This is a genomic window from Sorangium sp. So ce363 (assembly GCF_051520435.1).
In the GTDB taxonomy this organism is placed as follows: Bacteria; Myxococcota_A; Polyangia; order Polyangiales; family Polyangiaceae; genus Sorangium; species Sorangium cellulosum_B.
On sequence record NZ_CP150333.1, the window covers coordinates 2,367,256 to 2,391,635 of the forward strand.

Below are 24,380 nucleotides of genomic sequence, written 5' to 3' on the forward strand. Positions count from 1 at the left end.
GTTGCGATGTCCGACCTCGCGCGTTTTTGGGCCGTTCGCGCTGCTCGCGCTGCTCGCGCCGCTCGCGGCGAAGGTGAGGGCGCTCGGTCGAGCGGCGCCCAGCAGCAGGACGAGGGCTGCGGGACCATCGATGTTGCGAAGCGCTCCCGGACGCCTGACGACACCCGGCGCCAGCCGCGAGCGCTCGCCCGGCGTGGGGCTCGTCGCGGCGCTGCCCCGAGACGCCGACTCCCGCGCGAGAGGGCCGCATACCGAATCCGCGCCCGAGAGACGCACTCGGCTCCGGCGCGCGATGGGCCACGTGGTAGGTGGGCGCACGGATCTCCTCGCACTCCCGCGGCGACTCGCTGGACCACACGATGTCTGAGCGCACCTCCGCCGCGCGCAGGAAGGGGTTGACAGCAGCGACGCACTTTCGATTACCTCTCTTCTGCTGCTCCAAATGGTCTGATGGTCAACGACTGTGCGCCCCGCCGAGGCGAGCGGGGAGCACATGTGTAGCGAATTACAAATGGCGCCGCCGGCGCGGGTGCTCTGTGGACAAAATGTCTGCCTGTCGTGGTGACCCACGAACATCGCGTGCTGAGGCAAGCGGAGCCCGTTTCACCCGGATATGCGCGAAACGACCGAACGGAGCCGTCGACCAGCAGGCGGCACCCTACATCGGTTCACCTGTTCATGAGACCAGTGGTCTTCGATAAATGCGAGCTGTATTACAGAAAGTCTACGGCGCGGTGGCATGCCTGGTGCAACCGGCCGGGCGGTCGCTGACGTTTCTGCCGCGTGAAGGCCCGGATGGCGCTCGCTGGAAACCTCGCGATGCACTCGACGGGGCACCCCGAACCCGGGTAACCTCGTTCGTGCCTCACTTGTCAACCAACCCCCGAGGCTTTGATGTCCGTTTCCAAGCAGGCCGACATAGCTCCGACCTTGCGACCGCCGCCCGCGTTACCGGCGGACGGCATGGTCATTTCCGCGAACTTCTCGGTCGGTGGCTTCAGTAAACGGTGGAACCACTGTCATCAGCTAGCCAATTTCCTCGCGAGGTACGCGAGCGCCAATGAGGATGACCCCGAGCGCCACGCGACCTTGCTCTCGACGTTCTTCAACGAATTGCTGGAAGCGATATACCGGAATCACGGCTCCACCGGCGAGATCAAGATGCGGTTCCGCAAGAAGCAGAACCACATCCTCGTCGAGGCGGAGGTCCCGATCAACGAGCAGAGCGCCAAGTTCTACAACCACGCCGTCCAGCTGGCCAATCAGCCGGACCCGATGGCCTGGTATCGAGAGCAGCTCGAGCACGACGTTCCGGATGATGACGCTCAGGCGCTCGGGCTGCTCGAACTCGCGGTCGTCTACGGCTCGAAGCTCAGTATCTCCGAACCCACGAGCGGGGACTGGCTCCTTCTGGCGATTCAGTTCCCGTTCACTGAGGTAGAAGAACTATGACAGCTCCGATCGGTCGCGAATCCGCCGTACCGCCCTCGTCTGCGAGCGGCCTCCCTTCGTGGCGCTCGCAGGTGACCTTCAGCATGCGCGTCGACCAGACCGACCAGGAGGTTGCGCTCTCGGGCATGCTGCGGCCGTTCGGTGCCGATCAGATGAGGGCCATCCGCGGCACGCTGGAGACCGCGGCCAAGAACGCGAGCGGCGAGCTCTGCCTGGACTTCAAGCGGCTCAAGTACATGAACAACGTGGCATTCCTGGAGATAAACAGGTTTGTCCGTTGGGCCGTCGAGGCTCGTCCCAACCTGAAGATCAGGCTGATCATCTCCAGCGTCATCCCCTGGGCGATCCGCAAGTTTCAGGTCATCGCGGAGATCTACTCGAGCGTCTCCGTCGAGATCTACGACGTCGCGTTCTACCCGAGCCAGGGAATGCTCGAAGATGCCGAGTTCATCGACGTCCTCCGCCTCCAGGAGCGCATCATCTGGGAGCACGAGAAGACGGGGCTGACGAACCACGGCCTCTACCCGGGGATGAAGATCGCCGACATCGCGTGCGGCTTCGGCGACTTCGCGATCTTGCTCCAGAAGGAGTTCAAGCCAGAGCACGTCGTCGGGGTCGATCACTCCCGGCCCGCGCTCCGCTACGCGCAGGACCACGTGCGGCGGCTCGGGCTGGAGAACGTCGAGTATCAGTACGGCGACGCCGCGGCGCTGCTCCTGCCGGACAACTCGTTCGACTTCGTGTCTTGCCGTCTGTCTCTCCAGGTCTTTCCGCAGCCCGAGCGGATCATGCAGGAGCTCTATCGCATCTGCAAGCCGGGCGGCCGGATCTACATCACGAACGAGCTCCTGTCGTGCGCGTACGGCTATCCGGAGCAGGACCTCATCCGCGCGACCTACAAGCGGTTCGTCGAGCTCGGCAGGTCGATCGGGATGGATCTCGATACGGGGATAAAGACGCGGCAGATCATGGGGGAGGCCGGCCTCGAGGACATCCGCGTCAACCTGATCGACATCAACAACATGAACACGGACTGCTTCGACTTCGCGCGCGTCGTCGAGTGCTGGATCTCGGTGACCGCCAACATGGCCCGGACCGCCGGCGCCCCGCCGGACTACCACGCCGAGCTGAGCACCGGGCTGCGCGCTCACATGGCGGCCATCACGCACCCGCACGGCCTCGCCTCGTGGCCGATCTACGCCGGCTCGGGCCGCAAGCCGATGCGGGTCATGTGAGGGGAGGCCGGGTCGTCATGCTCCGCCGCGTCGTGATGCCGATCGAGTGGCCCAGGGCCGTGCCGTTAGGAGATTGCCAGCCGTGAGCGTTCAACCTCGGAACTCTGGCGAACAGCGGCCTCAGAGCCTGCTCTTCAGGTTCAGGAAGTTCAGCACCAAGATCATCTTCGTGACGGGCGTGAGCGTCCTGCTCGGTGCCGTGTGGAACGTCGTCGTCGGGCGGCAAGGCATCCACCGGCTGAGCAGCGAGGCCGCCGCGGAGATCGAGGCCGGCCTCAACTCGGCGAACCGCGAGTACCTGACCAATCACCTGGAGGACAAGGCCACTCACGTCAACCTCAGGCTCGGCGAGGCGTACAGGGATCTCCAGACCCTCGCCGGCGTCTTGCAGACCGTGATCGATCGCGAGGAGGACGTCGCCCCGTTCCTGCAGACGGCCGCCGACTTCCCGTATTTCCGCGATCAGATGAAGTTCAACCCGAAGGGGAACTGGTACCAGAACGATCCGAGCGAGCCGAGCGTCGTCAGCGTCTGGGGCTACCTGGGGAAGGACGGGACGATCCTGCCCGAGGTCCAGCGGGCCGTCAACGAGACCGCGTTTCTGGATCTCATCCTGCCTTCGTTCGGCAAGTACGGCGCCGACAAGCTTCAGATCTATTACATCGGTCCTGAGGACAAGCCGTATGTGCGGCTGACGCCGTACACGGACATGGCGTCGACCTTCGACAAGCTGTATCCGGGGCACAACGACCAGGGGTGGTACAAGTTCTTCTTCCCCGGCATGGCCGAGAGCTGGAACGAGTGGGCGAAGGACCCCGCCGGGCTGAGCGCGCACCCGGATCAGACCACGGTCACGGCGCCGTACGACGACGCGGCGGGCGGCGGCATCGTGATGACGGCGTTCCATCCGCTCTGGGCGAAGGACCGCAAAGCTTTAGTGGGCTCGGTCGGGCTCGACCTCACGCTCGCGCAGCTCATCGCGTCGATCAAAGACGTCAAGCTGGCCACCGCGGGCTTCGCCTTCCTGGCGCAGGCGGACGGGAACGTCTTCGCGGTCAACGAGCTCGGCGCAAAGACGCTGCGGCTGCGCACGGACGCGGGCGCTGGCCAGAACTCCGGCGTCGGCATGCTGCAGCGGTTCTTCAAGGACAGCGAGGACTCGGGGGTGTCTGGCATCGTCCTTCCGAACGATGATAAAGTCGACTACCGAGAGATGGTGATATCGGGCGAGACGTACATCATCGCCCTCCAGCGGCTCGCGCCGGTGAACGGCTGGGCCGGGCCGGACGCGCGCGTGGCCAAGGAGCGGTGGACGATGGGCTTCGTCGTCCCGAAGAAGGAGATGTACGCCTCGCTCCTCGCGGCGCAGAAGAGCATCGAGAAGAGCAGGACGGTGATCGTCGGGACCCAGGTCCTCATCACGATCGCCTCGTTCCTCGTGCTCATGCTGGGCGTCTACCTGATCTCCCGCAAGATGACGGGCGCCCTGGTCGCGCTCTCGACCGGCGCGACGCGGATGCGCGAGGGCGATTACGGCGTTCGCATCGACGTGAACTCCGCGGACGAGATCGGGCAGCTCGGCGTCGCGTTCAACGAGATGGCGAGCGAGATCGAGGCCTACACGAACAACCTCGAAGAGCTCGTCGGCGAGCGGACGAGGGCCCTCGAGAAGGCGAACGAGGAGATCAGCGAGCTGAACGCGAAGCTCGCCCAGGAGAACATCCGGCTCGGCGCCGAGCTGAACGTCGCGCGGCAGCTCCAGCTCATGGTGCTCCCCGCGCCGAGCGAGCTCCAGGAGATCCCGGGCCTCGACATCGCGGGCTACATGGCCCCTGCCGACGAGGTCGGCGGGGACTACTACGACGTGCTCCGGAGCGACGGGCTCGTCAAGATCGGCATCGGCGACGTCACCGGCCACGGGCTGGAGAGCGGCGTGCTGATGCTCATGGTCCAGACGGCCGTCCGGACGCTGCTCGCGGCCAACGAGCGGGATCCGAAGAAGTTCCTGAGCATCGTCAACAAGGTCATCTACCAGAACATCCAGCGCATCCGGTCGGACAAGAACCTGTCCTTGACGCTGCTCGACTACAGCGACGGCGGGCTCCAGCTCACCGGTCAGCACGAGGATCTGATCATCGTCCGGAAGGACGGGACCCTCGATCGTGTCGAGACCATGGGGCTCGGGTTGCCGATAGGCATCGACCTGGATATCAGCGATTTCATCGGTAGCATCGAGGTGAAGCTGGAGCCCGGGGACGTCGTGACGCTCTTCAGCGACGGCATCACCGAGGCGGAGGACTCTTCAGAGGAACAGTACGGAATCGACCGGCTGTGTCAGGTGATCTCACGAAACCACGAAAGAACCTCGCGGGAGATCAAGGACGCTATCATCGAGGACGTCTTGGCGCACGTAGGCTACAACAAAATCCATGATGACATCACTGTACTTGTCATTAAGAGGGTATGAGCAAGGGGGAGACTGGGCATTACCATGAGCGAAATCATCGGCGTCTACTCTTTAGACGATTCGTTCAGCGAACACATGTCGCTGACGTTGTACCCCGACTCGTTCGCGGTGAGATGGAGCCTTTGTAACCTGACGGCCAATTTCATGGCCGAGTACTTCGGCGAGCTCTTTCCGGAGATAGACGGCGAGGACAGGCTCATCAGCCGAGACGAGGTCTCAGGCGCCATCGGGTACGTTCTGAACGAACTGGTTGAGAACGCCGTCAAGTTCAATCAGCACGGTGACATCACCGTGACCGTGGGTATCGGGCGTGAGGATCTGGTGTGTCTCGTCAGCAACCAGATCACGAACGCCGCCGTCCCCTCGCTTCGTGAGAAGCTCCTAGAGCTCACACAGGAGGACCCTGGGGAGCTCCTGCGTCGACAGGCGGAGGCGAACGCCGAGGACGCGGAGAACGCCGGGTCGGGGCTCGGGTATCTCATCATCATGAATGATTACGGTGTCAGTCTTGGTTGGAAGCTGGATCCGATCTCGGTCAACAGCTTCAGCATCAAGACGATGGCCAGGATTCCTATTTTGAATGAAAGGTCGAGAATGGAAATCAAGGGTGGTAACTATCGGGTTTGGTACGATCCCTCTGAGGTGGTGGTGTACCTGGAAGGAATCCTTCGTCTTGGCGGCACCACCGAGTACGCCCCCATCGAGGAGCTGCTCGACAAGGTCCTGGCCACGAACCCTCCCACCATCACACTCGACGTCAGGGCGCTGAACTTCCTGAACAGCTCAGGGATCAACGTCCTCTACAAGTTCGCGATCGCCACCCGGAAGAAGGGTGAGCTCCAGCTCATCGTCCGCGGGTCGAAGTCCATCCCGTGGCAGGGGAAGTCGCTGCCCAACCTCAAGAAGTTCAATCAGAACTTCGAGATGATACTCTGTGATTGAGATCGGATGGGTTCTTCCGTCCAACCCGAATCGCGTCCAGGTCGAGCCATGACTGCACCCAAGGACATCAGCTCGATGCACTCCAGAGGCTTCCTGCAGAAGCAGAGCAATCTGGATGCCATCAGGGCGATCGTGAAGGAGCGGCAAGCGTGGAACACGTTGCTCCGCGAGGAGGGGAACTTCACAGACTTCATGGAGCGCTGCAACGCGCTGCTGGAGTACGTCGACAAGCTGAAGCTCGACTTCGACGACCTCTCCCTGGTGCACGAGGCGATCCTGGAACACGCGACCAGCATCGAGAACGAGCTCGAAGGGTACAACCGGGCCATCGACGACGACCTCGCGGTGGCGCGGCAGGTCCAGCGCGCCCTGCTTCCGGAGGCGAGCGGGGCCATCGCCTCGTCCTTCGACATGGCCATCTTCCACAAGCAGCTCGCCCAGGTCGGAGGAGACTACTACGACTTCTTCTACCTTCCCGGCGAGCGCCACGCGATAGGGGTTTACGATATCTCAGGTCACGGAGTATCGTCGGCGCTCATCATGGCGTTTCTGAAGGCGCAGTTCGCCCACGCTACCAAGCGGCTAGATAGCCCTGGGGCGATCGTGGACTGGGTGAACCGGAGCGCTTACTCGTTCCTGCGGGAGGTTCGCCGGTACGCGACGGTGAACTTTGTCATGTTTACTGACCGATTCCTCCGCTACGTCTCGGGCGGAGGGTACGGGCTCCTGGTCCGTCGCGGCACGCCTCGCTCGTTCAACCGGGTGAGCAACTTTATCGGTCTGCGCATCAAGCCATTTCACGAGTTCGAGCTGCCGTTCGAGGAGGATGACGTCCTCGCCTTGTACACAGACGGGATGTTCGAGGCCCAGGACGCGAGCGGGGAGATATATTCCGTGCAACGTCTCAACGAAATCGTCGTCAAGCACAGCGAGGAACCGGTGCAGGTGATCCTCGACCGGTGCATCGAGGACTACACGCGGTTCCGGGTGGCGGACGCCGACGACATCACACTGATCATCCTGCGAAGGTGCGCCTGATGAAGCCCGAGAAGAATCATTCGCAGACGTCGGTCGGTGCATCGATATATATCTCTCCGATCGATCACATCACGGGCGACGTGGCCGGCCTGCTTGCGAACTTTTTGGACGCGCTTCTGGTGAGGTTCTATCCCAGACGGATCTGCCAGAAGGTCAACGTGGTGGTCACGGAGCTGGTCACCAACGTGCTCCAGCACGGGACCGAGCGTGAGAGCGAGGTGCGGCTCGATCTGAGCATCGATCCGGATCGATTGCTCATCAAGGTATCCAACCGCGTTACGCCGGAAGAGTACCGGACCGTCAAGGCGGTATTCGACGAGATCTTCGCCGCGGAGGACCCGAGAGAGCTCTTTGCCAGGACGGTGCGCGAGCGGCGCAACGATCGACGCAGGGGCGGTCTAGGGCTCATTCGGTTGACCGCCGAGAACAAATTCCATCTCTCGACGCAGTACGTCGATGGAATCCTCGTCGTCCAGGCTACTTTCCCTTGAAAAGGCTGCGTATGTTTTTCACGAAAGGTCGCGTATGAAGGCTCTCAGCTATGGCGAAATCACGGATGGCGGGCTGAGCGTCTTTCAGTCGGTCGCCCGGCTCGATGACGACAACCGCCTCGTTTTGACCTTCGAGGGCGCTATCCGGATCGACAACCCGTACCGGTACCTGTCGAGCTACCTGGACGAGCTGGCTCGAGTCCTCCCGCAGCACCCGATCACGTCCACGGTGATGGATTTCGTGAAGATGCGGTTCTGCAACTCGAACGGCTTCTACGTCATCATGGATATCGTGGACGCCGTGTACAACCTGGTGCCCGGCCGGGTGACCGTGCGGCGGATCCTCGACGATGACTGGCAGCACGAGACGCTGCCCATCCTGCTCAACCTGAACGAGGAGCACGTGGCCGCGCGGACGACGTTCGAGGACGTCAAGGAGACCTAGGCGTGGGGGTGTGGGCTGGGGAAGGCGACCGGCGATGGACACACCTGCGAACGAAGCGGACGTAGAGAGGTTCTTCGCTGTCTGTCCCGATCCGCTGTGTGTTCTGCGGAGCGATGGATCGTTCCTGCGCGTGAGCGGCGCCTGGGAGCGGACGCTCGGCCTGGGGACCGAGGATCTCGTCGGCCGGAGCCTCCTCGATCTCGTGCACCAGGACGACGTCGTCGCGACCAGGGAGCAGATGGATCGGCTCCTCCAGGGGCCCGTCACGCTCGGGCTGGAGAACCGGTGCAGGAGCAGGAGCGGCCTCTACGTCTGGCTGTCGTGGTCGATGCTCTCGGTGCCGAGCGAAGGGCTCGTGTACGGGTGGGCGCGCAACGTGGGCAAGCAGAAGCGCCTCGAGCGGGCGCTGATGCAGCGGATCGAGACGAAGATGCTGGTCGCGTCGATCTCGGCCCATTTCATCAACGTGAAGCTGGCGGACGTCGACCGCGGCTTCCACTCGGCGCTCGCGGAGCTCGGCAAGGCGCTGCGCGCCGACAGGACGAGCCTTTTCCTCCTCGCGGAGGACGGGCGGCGGTTCCTGAACACGCACGAGTGGTGCGCCGACGGGGTGCCGTCGCTGCGCGCGGAGCGGGGAGTCGTGTCCAGGGACGTGTATCCGTGGCTCGTCGAGCGGCTGTTCCGCCTCGAGGTGTGCGACGTGCCGCGCGTGGCCGACCTGCCGGATGAGGCAGCGAGCGAGCGGCGTGCCTTCGCGGAGCTCGGGATCGCCTCGCTGGTCCGGATGCCTGCAGCGTACGCGGGGCGGCTCGTGGGCGTCGTGGGGCTCGACGCGGTGCGATCCACCCGCGCGTGGGACAAGAGCGTCCGGGCGCTGCTCCAGGTCATCGGCGAGATGTTCGCGATCACGCTGGAGCGCATGCGCGCCGAGGAGTCGCTGCGCGAGGTGGTCGAGCAGCAGGAGTCGATGCGCGCGGTGATCTCGCGGCAGGAGTCCGCGATCGAGACGCTGTCGACGCCGATCATCCAGGTCTGGGACAGCGTGCTCGTGCTGCCGCTCGTCGGCAGCATCGATCGCCACCGGGCGACAGAGATCACGGAGAAGCTGCTGCGCACGATCGTCGAGACGAAGTCGCGCTACGCGATCGTCGAGGTGACGGGGGTCGAAGAGGTCGACTCCACGACGGCGCAGCACCTCATCAGCATGCTCCAGACGATCGAGCTGCTCGGCGCGCAAGGGGTCGTGGCCGGAGTCCAGCCGCAGGTGGCGCAAACGGCCTCGTCGCTCGGCGTCGAGCTCTCGTCCGTCCAGGTGCATCGGGACCTCCAGGAGGCGCTGAGGTGGTGCATCCGGGAGCTCCGGGCAGACCGGGGGTCAGAGAAGCGGCGGCGGGGACGGCGGTAGACCCGGCTTCGCTGCGTTCTCCTACATCCGAACGTTCACGTGGACGTTTACGTGGTCGTGGTCGTTCACGGCCTATCGTTGGCGACCACGACCACGACCACGACCACGTAAACGTCCACGTTGGTGACCGGGGGCCTGCGGTGGGGCAGCGCCCGCTCGGTCGGCGGGGGCGCGGGAGCTTGACGCACCCCCGGGGAGCGAATATTTCGTACACGAAGCATCGTGACAGCGACCCTGCCGCCGCCCGAGAGGCCGGAGATCGACGCCATCGTGGAGATGATCATCTATCTCTACACGGAGTCGCGCAGGCTCACGAAGGGCATGGCGAGCGGATTCGGCCTCACCGGGCCACAGCTCACCATCCTCAAGCTGCTCGAGTCGTTCCAGGATCTCTCGCTGTCCACGCTGTCGGAGCGCATCCGGGCGCAGAACAGCACGGTGACCGGGATCGTCGATCGCATGGAGCGAGAGGGGCTCGTCCGCCGCGAACGCTCGAAGGCCGACCGGCGCGTCGTCCACATCCGGCTCAGCGAGAAGGGGGCGCGGCTCGCCCGCGAGATCCAGGTCGAACCGATGGAGATCTTCCGGAGCGCGCTGCTGAGCTTGAGCTCGACCGATCTGCGCGATCTGCTCCGGATCCTGACGAAGCTGCAGAAACAGGTGGTCTCGCGGGTCGGACAGAGCCGGACAGAAGAAGAGCGACGGCGCTGAGGACGCGAAAGGGAGGCAGGGGGCATGAGAGAGAAGCCGACGTTCACCGGGGAACCGAGGGATCCGAACGGACGAGATCCCGATATCTGCGTGGTGACCTGCGCGCTGTCAGGGGTGCTCGCCGGCCGCAAGCAATGCCCCGCCATCCCCTATACGCCGGTCGAGATCGCCGAGGAGGCGAAGCGGGCCTACGACGCAGGGGCGGCGGCGGTGCACATCCACGCGCGCAACGACGACGGATCACCGACGTTCTCTCCGGCCGTGTTCGCGCGGATCAAGGACGAGGTGCGCCAGCGCTGCCCGGTGATCCTGAACTTCTCGACGGGCACCCTCCTCGACGACGTGAGCGAGCAGTGCGCGACCCTCCGGGAGAGCCGCCCCGAGATCGCGGCGCTCAACATGGGCACCATGAACTACTCGAAGTACTCGCGCGCGCGGAAGACCTTCGATTTCGACATGGTGTTTCCCAACACGTACGCGAAGATCAGCAAGCTCCTCAACGCAATGAACGAGGCCGGGACGAAGCCCGAGCTCGAGTGCTTCGATACAGGGCACACCCAGGGCACCTGGCCGCTCGTCGACATGGGGCTCCTCAAACCCCCGCTCCAGTTCTCGTTCATCGTCAACGTGCTGGGCGGCATCCCCGCGCACGTGGAGTCGCTCCAGCTCCAGACCAGGATCATGCCTCCCGGCTCGGAGTGGGAGGTGATCGGGATCAGCCACGGGCAGTGGAGGATGCTGGCGGCGGCGCTCGTGCTCGGCGGCAACGTGCGGTGCGGGCTCGAGGACCACTTCTACCTGCCGAGCGGCGAGATGGCGCGCAGCAACGGAGAGCTCTGCGAGGTGGCCGTGCGCATGGTGCGCGACGTCGGCCGCAGGCCAGCGACGGTCGAGGAAACCCGGCAGATCCTGGGCCTGCGCGACGACGGCGCGCCCGGCGCGGCAGGAGGGGCGGCCTCGTGACGGAGCGCGCGTACACGGTCATCCAGGCCTTTTCCGCGGGGGGCGTCCTCCGGCTCACGCTGAACAACCCGTGGCGCAAGAACGCGATCGGGCCGGCGATGGTGAGCGAGCTCCTCGACGCCCTCGCGGCGGGCGCGGCGGACGAGACGGTGCGCTGCGTGGTCCTGACCGGCGCGGGCGACGCGTTCTGCGCGGGCGGGGACTTCGCGCAGATCGCGGGCGCCGAAGGGGCGCCGCCGCCCGAGATGAAGGGCGATTACGCGGACCTCCTGCTCGCCTTCGCGAACTCGAGCAAGCCGATCGTGGCGCGGGTGAACGGGCACGCGCTGGGCGGCGGGCTCGGGCTCGTCGCGGCGTCGCACTTCGCGATCGGCGCCCGCGGCGCCAAGCTCGGGACGCCGGAGATCAACGTCGGCCTGTTCCCGATGATGATCATGGCGGTGCTCCAGCGGCACGTGAGCCGGCGCAAGCTGCTGGAGATGATGCTCCTCGGGCAGCGCCTCGACGCCGACGAGGCCGCGCAGTGCGGCCTCCTCAACAAGGTGGTCGAGCCGAGCGCGCTCGACGCCGCGGTCGACGAGGTGACCTCCGCCATCGCCTCGAAGAGCCCGATCGCGGTGCGCCTCGGCCTCGAGGCGTTCGCGGCGCAGGATGATCTCGACCTCGAGTCGGCGCTGCCGCTGCTGCGCGAGCGGCTCGCCGGCTGCCTCGCGACGGACGACGCGCGGGAAGGGCTCCTGGCCTTTCTGGAGAAGCGAAAGCCCCGCTGGTCGGGCAAGTAGGCGCGCCGGGGCGCGCAGGGAGAGGTGGCCCGTGAACATGCGAGAGCTCGTGAAGGACCTCGAGGCCCGCCGGGAGCAGGTGCGGCGGATGGGCGGCGAGGAGCGCGTGGCGAAGCAGCACGCGCGCGGGAAGATGACGGCGCGGGAGCGGCTCGCGGCGTTCTTCGACGACGGCGTGCACTTCGAGGTGGGGATGCACGGCACGCAGATGGGGCTCGCGGCCGGGCCGGACGGGAGCGACCGGCCGCCGGCGGACGCGGTGGTCTGCGGGTTCGGCAAGGTCGACGGGCGGATGGTCTGCGCGGCGGCGTACGACTTCACCGTGAAGGGCGGCAGCATCGGGCAGACGGGCGAGGAAAAGGTGACCCGCCTGCGGCAGATGGCGCTCCGCGGCCGCTGGCCGATCGTGTGGTTCATCGACTCGGGCGGGGCGCGCATCGATCCCGGCTCGATGCACCCGGACAGCATCTCGCTGTTCGCCGGCTCTGGGCACCTGTTCCGCGAGCAGGTGCACATGAGCGGCGTCGTGCCGCAGGTCGCGGCCATGGTGGGGCCCGGCGCCGCGGGCACGGCGTACATCCCGGGGCTCGCGGACTTCGTGCCGATGGTCAAGGACGTCGGCTCGCTGGCGCTCGGCGGCCCCGCGCTCGTGCGCGCGATGACGGGCGAGGACATCTCCGAGCAGGAGCTCGGCGGCAGCAAGGTGCACGCGACGAAGAGCGGCGTCGGGGACGCGGAGTACCCGAGCGACGCCGAGTGCATCGCCGCGGTGAAGAGGTACCTGTCGTTCTTCCCTTCGAGCTGCGACGAGGAGCCGCCGCGCCTGCCGATCACGGATCCGATCGACCGGCGGGAGGAGTCGCTGCTCGACCTCCTGCCGGAGAGCCCGCGGCGCGCCTACGACATGCTGAAGCTGATCGACGCCATCGTCGATCACGGCGAGCGGTTCGACCTGAAGCCGCGGTGGGCGCGGTCGATCATCACCTGCCTCGCGCGCATCGGCGGCCAGCCGGTCGGCGTCGTGGCCAACCAGCCGACCCAGATGGGCGGCATCCTCGACGTGGACGCGTCGGACAAGGCCGCGCGCTTCATGCAGATCTGCGACGCGTTCAACATCCCGCTCGTGTTCCTGCAGGACGTGCCGGGGTTCATGATCGGCTCGAAGGTCGAGCACGAGGGGATCATCCGCCACGGGGCGAAGATGCTGCACGTCATGGCGGCGGCCACGGTGCCCAAGATCACGGTGGTCGTGCGCAAGGCGTACGGCGCGGGCTACTACGTGATGTGCGGGCGCGCGTACGAGCCGGACCTCATCGTCGGCTGGCCGACCGCCGAGATCAGCGTGATGGGGCCGGAGGGGATGCTCGGGATCGCGGCGAGGAAGATGTTCGGTGACGCGCCGCCGCCGCCGGAGGTGAAGCAGGGGATGGTCGACGCGATCCAGAAGAACATCGACGTGATGAAGGTCGCCGGCTGGGGCCTCATCGACGACGTGATCGATCCGCGGGACACGCGGAGGGCGATCGCGTGGGGGCTGGAGCTCGCGCGGAAGAAGCGGGTGGAGCGGCCGGAGAAGAAGCGGGGGATCCTGCCGGTGTAGGGAGCCAGGGACGGGGTGCTCGGCCTCAGGGTGTCCCAGCCGCGCGCCGGCGCATCCCTGTCGTTACTCGTCGTGAGCCTCGTGTTCCGACGCCTGGCTGGCCTCGGGCTTGGGCGTCGGCACGGCTCGCGGCGCGGCCGCGTAGAACGGCTCGGGAGCGCTCTTCACGCGAAGGAGCGTCGTGTTCTTGGCGGGGACGACGGCGGTGTACGCGTCCAGGCCGAGCTCGCTGCCCGGCTCGTTCGCGTGCAGCGTGGCCGTGACCTCGTAGAGGCCCTCGCGGTTGAACGTGTCGGCGGGGCAGACCTCCCGGAGGAGGAGCGAGACGTCGGCTGATGCGCCGGGCTTCAGCGTCCTGAAGAGATCGCGCGGGATCGCCCCCGTCGGCGGGGCCGCCGCGCAACTCGTCTCGCCGTTCGGGCCGGCGACGTGGAACTCGAGCATCCGAGACCGGATGGCGACGGTCATTGCGCGCCTGCCAGCGTTCTTGGCGCTCACCCGGACGACGATCGAGCGAGGGCTCGCCGCGTCGGACCAGGGTTCGCTCGTGAGCTCCAGGCGAGGCGCGTTGGCGTCCACGATCGGCTTGATCGGCGGACCGGCGCTGTGGCTCTTGTCCGACGGAACACGCTTTTCCGGGGACTCGCCAGCTGGCCTGTCCGCGGACGTCTGGGCCGCTTTGTCGTCCGTGGGTTGAGCAGCCTTGTCGCCCCTGGGCTGAGCGGCCTTGTCGCCCGAGGATTGTGCCGCCTTGTCGCCCGGAGGCTGAGCCGTCTCGTCCACCGGAGAGGCTGGCTCGGCGCCGCCCGCATCGTTCGCGGCGGCCTCCTTGGGGGGTAGGCCGTAGCTCAGCACGACGGTGGGCGCCGCGAGGCCGGGCGCAGGGGCGAACGCCGGCGGATCGTCCGTCGACTCCGCAGCGAACGGCGCCGCCGGCGGCTTCTTCGACCACTTGGGCGGAGGACCCCAGCCGTACCAGGTCCTCACCACCGAGCCGCCGGCGAGCGCCGCCTCGTCCTTGCCGAAGCAGAGCAGGCGCGGGTCGAAATGCTCCATGTACGACTGACCGGGCGCCAGCAGCAGCGCGCGCCGCTCCGGGAAGCCGCTCGGCTTGAGCCCCGCGGGCGCGGCGCAGCGGACCGTCTTCTTCGCGCGCTTGTTCAGCGTGTCGACCTCCAGGCGCAGCAGCCGCACGTCCGCCGGGATGCGCATCGGCCGCTCCCCTTCGTTGTCGATCCGCAGCGTCCATGGCCCGTGAGGCGACGGCGCGATGAGCCACAGGCGCGCCGGCGAAGGCGGCAGCGGCGGGGACTCGGGCGCCTTCTTCTTCGCGTTTGTCTTGGGCGCGCCGACGCTCGCCTTGGGCGCGGCGACCTTGCTCCCTGCAGGCGGCGGGGCCGCGCCAGCCTTCGGCCCCTCCGTTGGCACGGCGGAGCCCGGCCCCTCGCTCTGCTGCGCGGGGCTCGACTTCTCCTCCGCGAGCGCGGGCGCAGGGCTCGACGCGAGCCCCATCACGGCCGCTGCAGCAGGAGCGATCGAGGTGAACAGACAGGCGATCCGGACGAGACGTGTACGCATGGAGGATCCGTTCGGGAGCGAACGCTTCCGCTTTCTTTCCGGGGGCGTCAACCTTAGCGTAGCCAGCGAGCCTGGCCTCCTCTGGAGCGCCCGGGCGCTCTCCCATCGCTCGAAGCGTGGTCATGCGCGGCCTGTACGCCATCGTCGACACCGACTCGCTCGCGCGCCGCGGGCTCGATCCTGCGGCGTTCGCCGAGGCCGTCCTCGACGCGCGCCCCGCGGCCATCCAGCTGCGCGACAAGCGGGGCGGGGCGGCCCAGACGCTCTCGCTCCTCCGCGCGATCCAGCTCCTGGCCGCCCGCGCGGGGGTGCCGCTGTTCGCGAACGACAGGGCGGATCTCGCGATCCTCGCCCGCTGCGACGGCGTGCACGTCGGCCAGGACGACCTCCCGGTGGCCGCGGTGCGCAGGCTGGCGCAGCGCGCTTCCGTCCCGCTGCGCGTCGGGCTCTCGACCCACACGTCCGCGCAGATCGAGGCCGCGCTGCGGGCGTCGAGCGAGCTCCGCGATGCCTGTGGTTCCGGCGATTCCCTCGAGCGCCTCGACTACGTCGCCATCGGGCCGATCTTCGCGACCTCGAGCAAGGAGCGCCCCGACGCCGTGGTTGGCCTCGAGGGGCTCGCGTCGCTGTGCGCCCTGGTCGAGCGGGTGCGTCCCGGGCTCCCGGTCGTGGCGATCGGCGGCATCTCCCTGGAAAGGGCGGCCGAGGTGGGCGCGCGCTGCTCCGCCGCCGCGATCATCGCCGCGCTGCTGCCGGATCAGGGCACGCCCGCGCCGCGCGCCCTCGAGGAGGTGAGCGCGCGGGCGCGGGCGCTCCAGCAGGCGCTCTCGCAGGCGCTCGCGCTGGCGGGCGCGCGCGCGGCGCCGGTGGACGGGGGCGCGCGATGAGCCTCACGCTGCTCGCGGCGGCCGCCGCGGTGGCCGCGACCGTGGGCTACATGGCGTCGCGCCGCGAGCGGGAGGCGCCGGGAGGGAACGGCGGCGAGCGCGCGGGAGACGCGCCGGCGGCGCCCCCGGGGGACGCGCCGTGGCACGAGCTGCCGCTCGCGCTCGGCGACGTGGTCCTCGCCGGGAGCGAGGAGCGCTGGCTCTCGGGCGCGATCGTCGCGCGCGAGCGGGGCGAGATCGTCGCCGCGGTGTTCCTCGCGCCCGAGGGCGGCGCGCACGGGGCGGTCGTGGCCTTCCCCGCGCCTCGGCGCGAGATCCTGTGGCTCGCGCCCGCGGCGGCCGATTCGCCGGACGAGCCGCCGGCGACGCTCGAGATCGCGGGCGCGACCATGCGGCGGCGGGCGCGGCTGCCGGCGGCGCTCGAGCGGTGCGGGCAGGGCGCGCCCCCCGTGGGCGACGCAGGGATCATCGCCCTCTACGACGGCCCCGGGCGCGACGCGGCCGTGGTGCTCGCCAGCGAGGGGCGGATCCACGCGTGGGCCGGGCGGCGCATCGAGGACGGCGGATACGAGCGGCTGGGCGGAGGCGGCGAGGGCTGACGCCGGCCCGCGCGGCCACGTGGGCGCGCGGCGCCTGTCAGCCGACGACGCTGCGCAGCTCCGCGATCAGCGACGCCATCGCGAGGCTCGGCGAGGCGTTGCGCTCGAGCTGCGCCACGGCGCGGGAGACCGCCGCGTAACGCCGGGCCGACAGGCCTGCGTGGCGCGGATCGGACGCGACCGCGGCGCGGGCCTCGCGGGCGAGCGCGGCGCTCAGCGCGCGGAGGTCGTCCTTGAGAGCGCCCTTGTCGCGGTCCACCGACTCGGCGAACGCGACGGCGGGCCCGAGGTCCCGGGCGGCCGCGGCCTCGAGGACACCCTTTACAAAGGCGTCGCGCGAGGCGGTCTGCTCCTCGTCCGCGAGATCGAGCGCCGTGGAAGCGCTGCCGGCGGCGAGCTCGACGGCGAGGTCGTGCCGCCCCTCGGGCACGCCGCGATCGCGGAGGATGCGGCGGATGAGGGCCTCGGAGAGCGGGGCGAAGCGCACGGGCAGGGTGCGCGAGCGGATCGTGTTGAGCAGGCGATCGCCGCGCGAGGTCAAGAGGATGAAGTGGGTGCCGGGCCGCGGCTCCTCGAGCGTCTTGAGGAACGCGTTCGCGGCGCCGACGCTGAGGTCCTCGGCGTCGCGGACGATGAACACCCGAGCGCGCCCCTCGTGGGGCGGGTAGGCGGCGCGGGCGAGCACGATGGCGCGGACCTGGTCGACCGAGATCTCGGTCAGCTCGTCGCGGCTCCGGCCGATGACGGCGGCGGGGTAGAAGTTCTTCGCGACGATCTGCACGTCGGGGTGGAGCGGCGCCGCGGGGCGCCCGTCGGAGCGCGCGGCCGCGCGCCGGCACGCGTCGCAGCGCCCGCAGCCGAGCGGGTCGCCCCCGGTGCAGACGAGCGCCTGGGAGAGGGCGACGGCCGCGAGCTCCTTGCCGACGCCCGGCGGGCCCTCGAAGCGGTAGGCGTGGTGCACGCGGCCCGCCTCGAGCGCGCGCACGAGCGTGCCGACCGCGGTGTCCTGGCCGAGGATGTGGGAGAACGGCACGGCCCGCTATCTAGCACGACCGGGGGTCGACCTGGTCCCGGTCCGCGCGGCGCGCGAGGCCGCCCGGCGGCGGCTTCCTTCCCGCGCGCCTTCATTCTTCCCGCGCGCGATGGCGTCCTCGTCATCGTCATTGCGCGCGGCGGTGATAGCTTGCCGCGCATGCGCGTCCTCGTGCTCGGCGGCACTCGATTCATGGGTCATTTCCTGGTCTATCGCCTGCTCGCGGCGGGCCACCAGGTCACGCTCCTGAACCGCGGCGCGACGCCTGACGCGTTCGGCGATCGCGTCGCGCGGGTCCGCTGCGATCGCGCGGCCGGCGATCTCGCGCAGGCGCTCGGAGGTCGCGAGTTCGACGCCGCGGTGGACTTCACCGCGTACACGGCCGCGGACGGCCGCGCGGCAGCCCAGGCGCTCGGCTGCGGGCGCATCGGCCACTACGTGATGATCAGCACCGGCTCGGTGTACCTCGTCCGGGAGGCGTGCCCGCGGCCGTCGCGCGAGCGCGACTACCACGGCGCGCTCCTCCCTGAGCCCGCGGGCGAAGAGGACCGTGAGGCGTGGTCTTACGGCGTGAACAAGCGCGGCTGCGAGGAGGAGATCGCCGCCGCCTGGCAGAGGGATCGCTTCCCCGCGACCGTCCTGCGCATCCCGATGGTGAACGGGGAGCGCGATCCCTACCGCCGCCTCGATCGGTACATCGTCCGCATGCTCGACGGCGGTCCGCTGCTCGTCCCGGACGGCGGCGGACACGCGGTGCGGCACGTCTACAGCGGTGACGTCGTCAGGGCGATCGTGAAGCTGCTCCTCGTGCCGTCGACCTTCGGCGAGGCGTACAACCTCTGCATGGACGAGACGCCGACGCTCACCGAGCTGCTCGAGCTCATCGCCTCGCTGCTCGGCGCGCCGGCGCGGCTCGCGCCGATCCCGTCGGCGGCGATCAGGGCCCGCGGCATCGATCCGGTCGCGATGTCGCCGTTCAGCGACCGCTGGATGTCGATGCTGGATCCGGCGAAGGCGAGGGCGGAGCTCGGCTTCCAGCACACGCCGCTCCGGCGCTGGCTGGAGACGGTGATCACGTCGCTGCTCGCGAACCCGCGTCCCGAGCCGCCGGACGGCTACGAGAAGCGCGCCGAGGAGATCGCGCTCGCGGCGGAGCTCGCCGGCGCGGCGGGGGGTGGAGGGCGCTGACCCTGCGCGGGCGCTTTCGCCCGCGAGGCGAGGGGGAGGAAGGCAGGCGGGCGTTGGACCGGCTCCTGCGTTCCTGCGAACATCGGACGGAGGGAGATCTCGCGATGCAGGATGTGCAACCCAAGCGGGTCCTGGCGGCCATCGACGCCTTCCTGAGCACGCCGCTCGACGCGGCGCTGTCGCGGCACCGTGAGGCCGATCCGGCCGACCGCGCGCTCGCGCTGTTCCACGAGGTCGCCGCCGCTGTCCCTGCTTACCGCCACTTCCTCGCCGAGCACGGCGTGGACCCGGCGGCGATCCGGACGCCCGCGGATTTCGCGGCGCTGCCGGTGATCACGAAGCAGAACTACGTGCTCCGGCACCCCATCGCGGATCTCTGCCGCGGGGGGCGGGTCGAGCCGTGCGACATGATCGCGGTCTCCTCTGGCTCGACCGGAAAGCCGACGTTCTGGCCCCGCTCCGTCACGGACGAGCTCCCGGTCGCCCGGCGCTTCGAGCAGGTGTTCCACGACGGCTTCCGGGCCGACACGCGCCGCACGCTCGCGGTCGTGTGCTTCGCGCTCGGCTCGTGGGTCGGCGGGATGTACACCGCCGCGTGCTGCCGTCACCTCGCGGCGAAGGGGTATCCGATCACGGTCGTCACGCCGGGCAACAACAAGGACGAGATCTTCCGCGTCGTGCAGGATCTGGGGCCGGCGTTCGAGCAGGTCGTCCTGCTCGGCTATCCGCCGTTCCTGAAGGACGTCATCGACACGGGGCGGGCCCGGGGCGTCGACTGGGCGCCTTTCCGGATCAAGCTCGTGATGGCCGGGGAGGTGTTCAGCGAGGAGTGGCGGACCCTGGTCGGCGAGCGCGTCGGGTCGGCGTCGCCCTGCTACGACTCGGCTTCGCTGTACGGGACGGCGGACGCCGGCGTGCTGGGCAACGAGACGCCGCTCAGCGTCGCGATCCGCCGGTTCCTCGCGGGGAGGCCGGACGCCGCGCGCGCCCTTTTCGGGCAGGACCGGCTCCCGACGCTGGTGCAGTACGACCCCGCGGAGCGGTTCTTCGAGCAGCGCGAGGGGATGCTCCTGTTCTCGGGCGACAACGGCGTCCCGCTCGTCCGTTATGCGATCCTCGACAGCGGGGGCGTCACTTCACACGCGGAGATGATGGCGGCCCTGGCCAGCTTCGGCTTCGACCCGCGGCGGGAGCTCGACGGGGAGCGTGGGGCCAGGGAGCTCCCGTTCGTCCATGTGTTCGGGCGCTCGGATTTCACGGTGTCGTACTTCGGGGCGAACATCTATCCGGAGAACGTGGTCGTGGGCATCGAGCAGCCCGGCGTGAAGGAGTGGGTGACCGGAAAGTTCGTGCTGGAAGTCCGCGAGGGCGCGGACAGAGATGCGTACCTCTCGGTGGTGGTCGAGCTCGCGCCGGGGGAGGGGGAGAGCGAGGCGCGGCGCGAGGCGGCGGCGCGGTCGATCGAGGAGCACCTCGTCCGGCTGAACAGCGAGTTCAGGAGCTACGTGCCGGCCGGGAAGCGGGCGCCGAGGGTGACGCTGAGGGCGGCGGGGGATCCGGAGTACTTCCCGCTCGGGGTGAAGCACCGGTATACGAGAAAGCCGGGGGGGTGAGGGCATAAGCGGTACAGGCACCTCGCGTCGTTCTCTGCACAATTCCTGTACTGTGCCTGGATCACCTCGGCCTGCGGCCGGGCCGGGCTGTCTTCATGTTTTGTGGCAAGGCCATAGGGCCGAGCGTGAATGTCGGCGGCCGTCACGCATTCCTGTCCACGTGGACGACATGGGGCGAAGCCCGGTTGACGCCTATGGGAGAGAAGGAGGCCGATGTCAGGGATCGACCTCGACCTCGTCCGCCGGCGGGGGGAGGGTGGTGGAAACCGCGTCCAGGAGCGCCCAACAGAACGCCGCTACGTCGGGAAATCGCTCCGATGCCTCGAACTCGATTGCTCGCTCCAGCACTTTCCTCACCGCATCGCTGCACGGAAGCTGCTCCAGCACCCGCCCCGGATAGCGCATCATGATCGGTGGCAGCTCCGCTCCGTGCAGACAGAACACCGCCGTCATGCCGAGCCCGTACACGTCTGCGCGCGCGTCCGCCTCGTGCGGGCGGTGCATGAGCTCCGGCGCCGCATAGAGGAAGGTCCCCAGCGCGCCGCTCCTCGTGCCGCCCGTCGTGTCGCGCGCCCAGACCAGATCGAAGTCCGTGATCCGGGGCAGCCCGTCCGCGTCGAGCAGGATGTTTGCCGGCTTCACGTCCCGGTGCACGAGCCCCTGCCCGTGGGCGAACGAGATCGCCTCTCCAGCGCTGACGAGCATCGGTATCACCCGCTCTGCTGGCAGCCGCTTCCCGATGACCGCGCTGTGCACGTCCTCGCCATGGACGAGCTCCATCACGAAGTAGTGCCAGCCGCTGTCCTCGCCCTTGGGATCGAGCATGCGCACCACGCCGGGGTGGTCGAGCGCAGCCATCGCGCGCGCTCCCCGGAAGAACCGCTCCCGGCGGATCTCGTCGCCCGCGAGGTTCGGGTGCAGCACCTTGATCGCCACGGGCAGGTCGCCCCGCCCCGCGTCGAGCGCGCGCCACACGGTCGCGAACCCCCCTCGACCGATCCGCTCGAGCAGCAGATAGCGGCCTTCGCCGAGCTCCTCGCCCACGTGCAGCTGGCCGCCTTCCCGGCGTTTACGCCGGAGGTCGAGGATCTCCCCGTCCACTTCCGCGGTGCTCGCACACGCGGCCTGGAGCTTCACCCTGCGCTGCTGCGCTGCCGCAAGCCTCTTGTCGATCGCGCGGATCGCGTCCTCGGCCTCGCGCAGGGTCGAGGCGAACGTGCTGGGCGGCTCTGGCTTGTTGACCGGTGCCTCCGGCTGCGCGCTCGCAGCGGCTTCTTCCACCGTCGCGCGGATGCCTCGGACGACATCCCTCCACGCTTCATCCAGGTTGGCCCAGCTCGTCACCGCCGCGCCGTCCCGCGGCAGCGCCTGGAGCTTTGCCAGCGGAGTGCCCTCCAGGTCGCACGCGCGCACCAGGATGGGCACCACGCGCGCCGCCCCGCTGCGATGCCGCTCCAGCGCTCGCCCGAGCTCCCGCTCGTAGCAGCTGTCCGAGGCGAGGAACGCCTCGCTCACCAGCAGCAGCACCACCTCGGCGGAGGAGAGCTCCGCCGCGATCGACTCGTCGCGCATCGCGCCTGGGCCGATCCGGCCGCGGTGCCAGGTGCTCACCAGGCCCTGCCGCTTCAGGGAGGCGAGGTGCGCCTCGAGCGCTTCGAGGTGCGACCGATCCGCGGGGGCGTAGGAGATGAAGACGTGGACCGCCATGCGCAGAGGAGCGTCGCTGCGGCGAGCACGCTGCGTCCCGGCCGCCCGCTCCCCGCCGACCAGGCTACCAGACGCGGCGTGGGCTCTCGACCCTCCGTTGGCTCCGCGCCGCCCCGGCCCTGGAAGCGGCCGGGGCGGGGCCCCGGGGCGCGGGCCGTCGACCTGCGAGATCGAGGGGCCACAATGCCAGCGCGGAGACGTGCTCGCCGCGCTCGCTCAGCCTCTTCGCCTGGTCGTTGCCCGGCCCCTCCGGCCAGCGTCGCCGCGCGCCACGTCGGCCGTTGCCTCGGTGGTGCCAGCGGCCTTCGTCCGCGGGACGCGCTCGTTGTCGTCGCCGCCCGGCGCGCGCAGCCCGACGTCGCCGGCGGTCGCAGCGCGGCGGCCAGCCCTACCATGACCATCCTAGGCGGCGGTGCGCAGACCTGGCGACCCGCCCGCACGAAGACGACGACGACGTCGCGACCCCATCCGTGCACCTCGGGCGCGGCCGGCAGCGCTCTCGCGCCGCGGAGGCGTCCTCTCGCGCTTGCTGGTAGAAGCGTCGCCCAGAACTCATGCTCAACAGCTCCCCCCCGCTCATCGTCCTCGGCTGCGGCTTCACGGGCGCGGTGGTCGCCGGCCTGCGGAGGGCGTCCGGCGGCCGCGTCGTCGCGACGACGCGCTCGCCGGAGCGCGCCGCGGAGCTCGCGCAGGCGGGCATCGAGGTGAGCGTCCTCCCGGCGCTCACCGCGGAGGCCGTCGACCGGCTCGTGACCGACGGCGCGGACGTGCTCGTCGCCTTCCCGCCCGACGGCGCGACCGACGCCGCGATCGCGCCTTCGCTCCGCCGCGCGCGCGCGATCGCGTACGTCTCGTCGACCGCCGTGTACGGCGACGCGACGGGGCGCATCGACGAGGCGACGCCCACGTCGGCCGACGGCCCCCGCGCGGCGGCGCGCCTCGCGGCCGAGGACGTGTACCGCGCGCGCGGCGCCGTGGTGCTGCGCGCCACGGGCATCTACGGCCCGGGCCGCGGCCTGCACCAGCGGCTCTTGCGCGGCGACTTCCGCATGACCGGCGAGGGCGATCGGCAGGGCAGGAACGTCGTTTCGCGCATCCACGTCGAGGACCTCGCGCGCCTCGCGCTCGCGGCGCTGGAGCGCGTCGAGCGCGCCGCCCCCGGCGAGGCCTTCCTGGTCGCGGACGACGCGCCCGTGCCGCAGATCGAGGTCGTCCGCTGGCTCTGCGCGCGGCTCGGCCTCGCGCTGCCGGCCGGGGCGCCGCGGGAGGATCTGCACGAGACGCTCCGCCACGATCGCGCCGTGGACAACGCGAAAATCAAGCGCGCCCTCGGGATGGCGCTGCTCTACCCGAGCTACATCGAGGGGTTCGAGGCGTGCCTGGCCGTCGAGGCCGAGGCGCCGGCCTCCGCCGCGAGTGAGCGCGCCGTACGGCACCGCGGGTGAGCCGCGCTGGCATCGCGGGTGAACCGCCGCGCGGCCGCGCCGTTCGCCGCCCGCGCTGTCACGCCTCGTCGTCCGCGGTGCCTTGCGGCGGCTCCTGCGGCTCCGTCGCGTCGAGCCGGTCGAGCTCGCGGAAGAGCGCGTCCAGATCGAGCGTCAGCCCCTCGCAGCCCGGAACCTCCCGGAGCACCCCTCCGGGCGCGGTGAGGCGGTGCTGGTAGAGCCCGCCGCGCGCGAGCTCGTGGATCTCCAGCGTGCGGAGCTGCGGATCGAGCAGCCAGTACCAGCGCACCCCGAACGCGGCGTACTCCTCGAGCTTCTCTACGCGATCGCGCCGGCTGTCCCGCGGCGAGGGGGAGACGATCTCGACCATGATGTCCGGCGGGATGCCGACGGCGCCACGGGCCGGGGGCCTCCGCGAGGTCGGAAGGAACGCCGACACGTCGGATTTGCGCCCGCGCCGCGGCTTGAGCGCGTACTTCACCTCGGAGCCGAAGACGAAGCCGCCGCGCGGGATGAGCCAGGCCCGCAGGGTGTGGATGAGCCAGGCGACGGCCAGCTCGTGGACGCAATCGGGCATCTCTTCCTCGACCAGGCGGCCATCGATGAGCTCACCGGCTTCGTCTTCCGGCAGCGCTGCCCACTCCGCGACGGACAAGAGGCGGGCTGCCTGGGGCTCAGGATACGGGCGCTGGCTCACGCCTGGAAAACTACCATCACCGCGCGCCTCGTGCCGGGTCATGAGCGGGATCGCGAGGTCACGCGGCGCGCCTGCACGGCGCGGCGCGGCGACGCACGATGT

The 24,380-nt window shown here is 69.1% G+C and carries 22 protein-coding genes; 17 read left to right on the top strand and 5 right to left on the bottom strand.

The window, feature by feature from the left end:
* The first annotated feature begins 894 nt into the window (after positions 1 to 894).
* From WMF12_RS09240 to WMF12_RS09275, 8 genes are all read left to right on the top strand, one after another.
* Positions 895 to 1,452, top strand: a complete 558-nt coding sequence (locus WMF12_RS09240; protein ID WP_437534412.1) for a hypothetical protein — start codon at positions 895 to 897, stop codon at positions 1,450 to 1,452.
* A 71-nt stretch (positions 1,453 to 1,523) separates the two neighbouring features.
* Entirely contained in the window at positions 1,524 to 2,687 is a 1,164-nt protein-coding gene (locus WMF12_RS09245) for a methyltransferase domain-containing protein (RefSeq protein WP_437298817.1), read from the top strand.
* Positions 2,688 to 2,769: 82 nt separating this feature from the next.
* Positions 2,770 to 5,154, top strand: coding sequence for a PP2C family protein-serine/threonine phosphatase (locus WMF12_RS09250; RefSeq protein WP_437870064.1), 2,385 nt, complete (start codon positions 2,770 to 2,772; stop codon positions 5,152 to 5,154).
* A gap of 24 nt (positions 5,155 to 5,178) precedes the next feature.
* Entirely contained in the window at positions 5,179 to 6,096 is a 918-nt protein-coding gene (locus WMF12_RS09255) for a slr1658 superfamily regulator (RefSeq protein ID WP_012234413.1), read from the top strand.
* A 48-nt stretch (positions 6,097 to 6,144) separates the two neighbouring features.
* Positions 6,145 to 7,134 carry a PP2C family protein-serine/threonine phosphatase gene (locus WMF12_RS09260; RefSeq protein WP_437745227.1) on the top strand — a complete coding sequence of 330 codons (990 nt, stop codon included), beginning with the start codon at positions 6,145 to 6,147 and terminating at the stop codon, positions 7,132 to 7,134.
* Positions 7,134 to 7,625, top strand: coding sequence for an ATP-binding protein (locus WMF12_RS09265; RefSeq protein ID WP_231864758.1), 492 nt, complete (start codon positions 7,134 to 7,136; stop codon positions 7,623 to 7,625). Before WMF12_RS09260 ends, WMF12_RS09265 begins: the two co-directional genes overlap by 1 nt.
* A 34-nt stretch (positions 7,626 to 7,659) precedes the next feature.
* Positions 7,660 to 8,070, top strand: coding sequence for a hypothetical protein (locus WMF12_RS09270; RefSeq protein WP_012234416.1), 411 nt, complete (start codon positions 7,660 to 7,662; stop codon positions 8,068 to 8,070).
* Positions 8,071 to 8,104: 34 nt separating this feature from the next.
* Positions 8,105 to 9,475, top strand: a complete 1,371-nt coding sequence (locus WMF12_RS09275) for an STAS domain-containing protein (protein ID WP_437870065.1) — start codon at positions 8,105 to 8,107, stop codon at positions 9,473 to 9,475.
* A 65-nt stretch (positions 9,476 to 9,540) separates the two neighbouring features.
* Here WMF12_RS09275 and WMF12_RS09280 read toward each other — a convergent pair whose 3' ends face one another.
* Positions 9,541 to 9,663 carry a hypothetical protein gene (locus WMF12_RS09280; protein ID WP_437870066.1) on the bottom strand — a complete coding sequence of 41 codons (123 nt, stop codon included), beginning with the start codon at positions 9,661 to 9,663 and terminating at the stop codon, positions 9,541 to 9,543.
* Positions 9,664 to 9,697: 34 nt separating this feature from the next.
* On the opposite strand from WMF12_RS09280, the gene WMF12_RS09285 reads away from it, so the two are divergent.
* From WMF12_RS09285 to WMF12_RS09300, 4 genes are read left to right on the top strand one after another with little or no spacing between them, the layout of a single operon-like run.
* On the top strand, positions 9,698 to 10,186 hold the full coding sequence (locus WMF12_RS09285) for a MarR family winged helix-turn-helix transcriptional regulator (RefSeq protein WP_437551312.1): 489 nt from the start codon (positions 9,698 to 9,700) through the stop codon (positions 10,184 to 10,186).
* Between the two features lie 24 nt (positions 10,187 to 10,210).
* Positions 10,211 to 11,149: a 3-keto-5-aminohexanoate cleavage protein gene (locus tag WMF12_RS09290; protein WP_437870067.1), complete on the top strand. Its 939-nt coding sequence runs from the start codon at positions 10,211 to 10,213 to the stop codon at positions 11,147 to 11,149.
* Positions 11,146 to 11,931, top strand: coding sequence for an enoyl-CoA hydratase/isomerase family protein (locus tag WMF12_RS09295; RefSeq protein ID WP_437870068.1), 786 nt, complete (start codon positions 11,146 to 11,148; stop codon positions 11,929 to 11,931). The genes WMF12_RS09290 and WMF12_RS09295 overlap by 4 nt, the downstream gene beginning before the upstream one ends.
* 37 nt (positions 11,932 to 11,968) lie before the next feature.
* Positions 11,969 to 13,531 carry an acyl-CoA carboxylase subunit beta gene (locus WMF12_RS09300; RefSeq protein ID WP_437747959.1) on the top strand — a complete coding sequence of 521 codons (1,563 nt, stop codon included), beginning with the start codon at positions 11,969 to 11,971 and terminating at the stop codon, positions 13,529 to 13,531.
* A gap of 63 nt (positions 13,532 to 13,594) precedes the next feature.
* Here WMF12_RS09300 and WMF12_RS09305 read toward each other — a convergent pair whose 3' ends face one another.
* Entirely contained in the window at positions 13,595 to 15,109 is a 1,515-nt protein-coding gene (locus WMF12_RS09305) for a hypothetical protein (RefSeq protein WP_437870069.1), read from the bottom strand.
* A 122-nt stretch (positions 15,110 to 15,231) separates the two neighbouring features.
* On the opposite strand from WMF12_RS09305, the gene WMF12_RS09310 reads away from it, so the two are divergent.
* Both WMF12_RS09310 and WMF12_RS09315 read left to right on the top strand, forming a co-directional pair.
* The gene (locus WMF12_RS09310; protein WP_437870070.1) at positions 15,232 to 15,996 is read left to right on the top strand and encodes a thiamine phosphate synthase; all 765 of its coding nucleotides are present in this window, start codon (positions 15,232 to 15,234) and stop codon (positions 15,994 to 15,996) included.
* Positions 15,993 to 16,595: a hypothetical protein gene (locus WMF12_RS09315; RefSeq protein ID WP_437870071.1), complete on the top strand. Its 603-nt coding sequence runs from the start codon at positions 15,993 to 15,995 to the stop codon at positions 16,593 to 16,595. Before WMF12_RS09310 ends, WMF12_RS09315 begins: the two co-directional genes overlap by 4 nt.
* A gap of 37 nt (positions 16,596 to 16,632) precedes the next feature.
* Here WMF12_RS09315 and WMF12_RS09320 read toward each other — a convergent pair whose 3' ends face one another.
* The gene (locus tag WMF12_RS09320) at positions 16,633 to 17,628 is read right to left on the bottom strand and encodes an ATP-binding protein (protein WP_437769327.1); all 996 of its coding nucleotides are present in this window, start codon (positions 17,626 to 17,628) and stop codon (positions 16,633 to 16,635) included.
* A 159-nt stretch (positions 17,629 to 17,787) separates the two neighbouring features.
* Here WMF12_RS09320 and WMF12_RS09325 point away from each other — a divergent pair, with 159 nt between their 5' ends.
* Together WMF12_RS09325 and WMF12_RS09330 are read left to right on the top strand one after the other, a co-directional pair.
* Positions 17,788 to 18,816, top strand: a complete 1,029-nt coding sequence (locus WMF12_RS09325; RefSeq protein ID WP_437870072.1) for an NAD-dependent epimerase/dehydratase family protein — start codon at positions 17,788 to 17,790, stop codon at positions 18,814 to 18,816.
* A 104-nt stretch (positions 18,817 to 18,920) separates the two neighbouring features.
* Complete coding sequence (locus WMF12_RS09330) at positions 18,921 to 20,429, top strand: phenylacetate--CoA ligase family protein (protein ID WP_437870073.1); 1,509 nt, start codon at positions 18,921 to 18,923, stop codon at positions 20,427 to 20,429.
* A 216-nt stretch (positions 20,430 to 20,645) separates the two neighbouring features.
* On the opposite strand, the gene WMF12_RS09335 is transcribed toward WMF12_RS09330, so the two are convergent.
* A complete protein-coding gene (locus WMF12_RS09335; protein WP_437870074.1) occupies positions 20,646 to 22,136 on the bottom strand; it encodes a protein kinase domain-containing protein in 1,491 nt (496 codons plus the stop codon).
* Positions 22,137 to 22,690: 554 nt separating this feature from the next.
* Here WMF12_RS09335 and WMF12_RS09340 point away from each other — a divergent pair.
* Complete coding sequence (locus WMF12_RS09340) at positions 22,691 to 23,581, top strand: NAD-dependent epimerase/dehydratase family protein (protein ID WP_437870075.1); 891 nt, start codon at positions 22,691 to 22,693, stop codon at positions 23,579 to 23,581.
* 58 nt (positions 23,582 to 23,639) lie between these two features.
* Here the strand turns inward: WMF12_RS09340 and WMF12_RS09345 are convergent, their stop codons facing one another.
* On the bottom strand, positions 23,640 to 24,278 hold the full coding sequence (locus tag WMF12_RS09345) for a Uma2 family endonuclease (protein ID WP_437870076.1): 639 nt from the start codon (positions 24,276 to 24,278) through the stop codon (positions 23,640 to 23,642).
* Between the last annotated feature and the right edge of the window lie 102 nt (positions 24,279 to 24,380).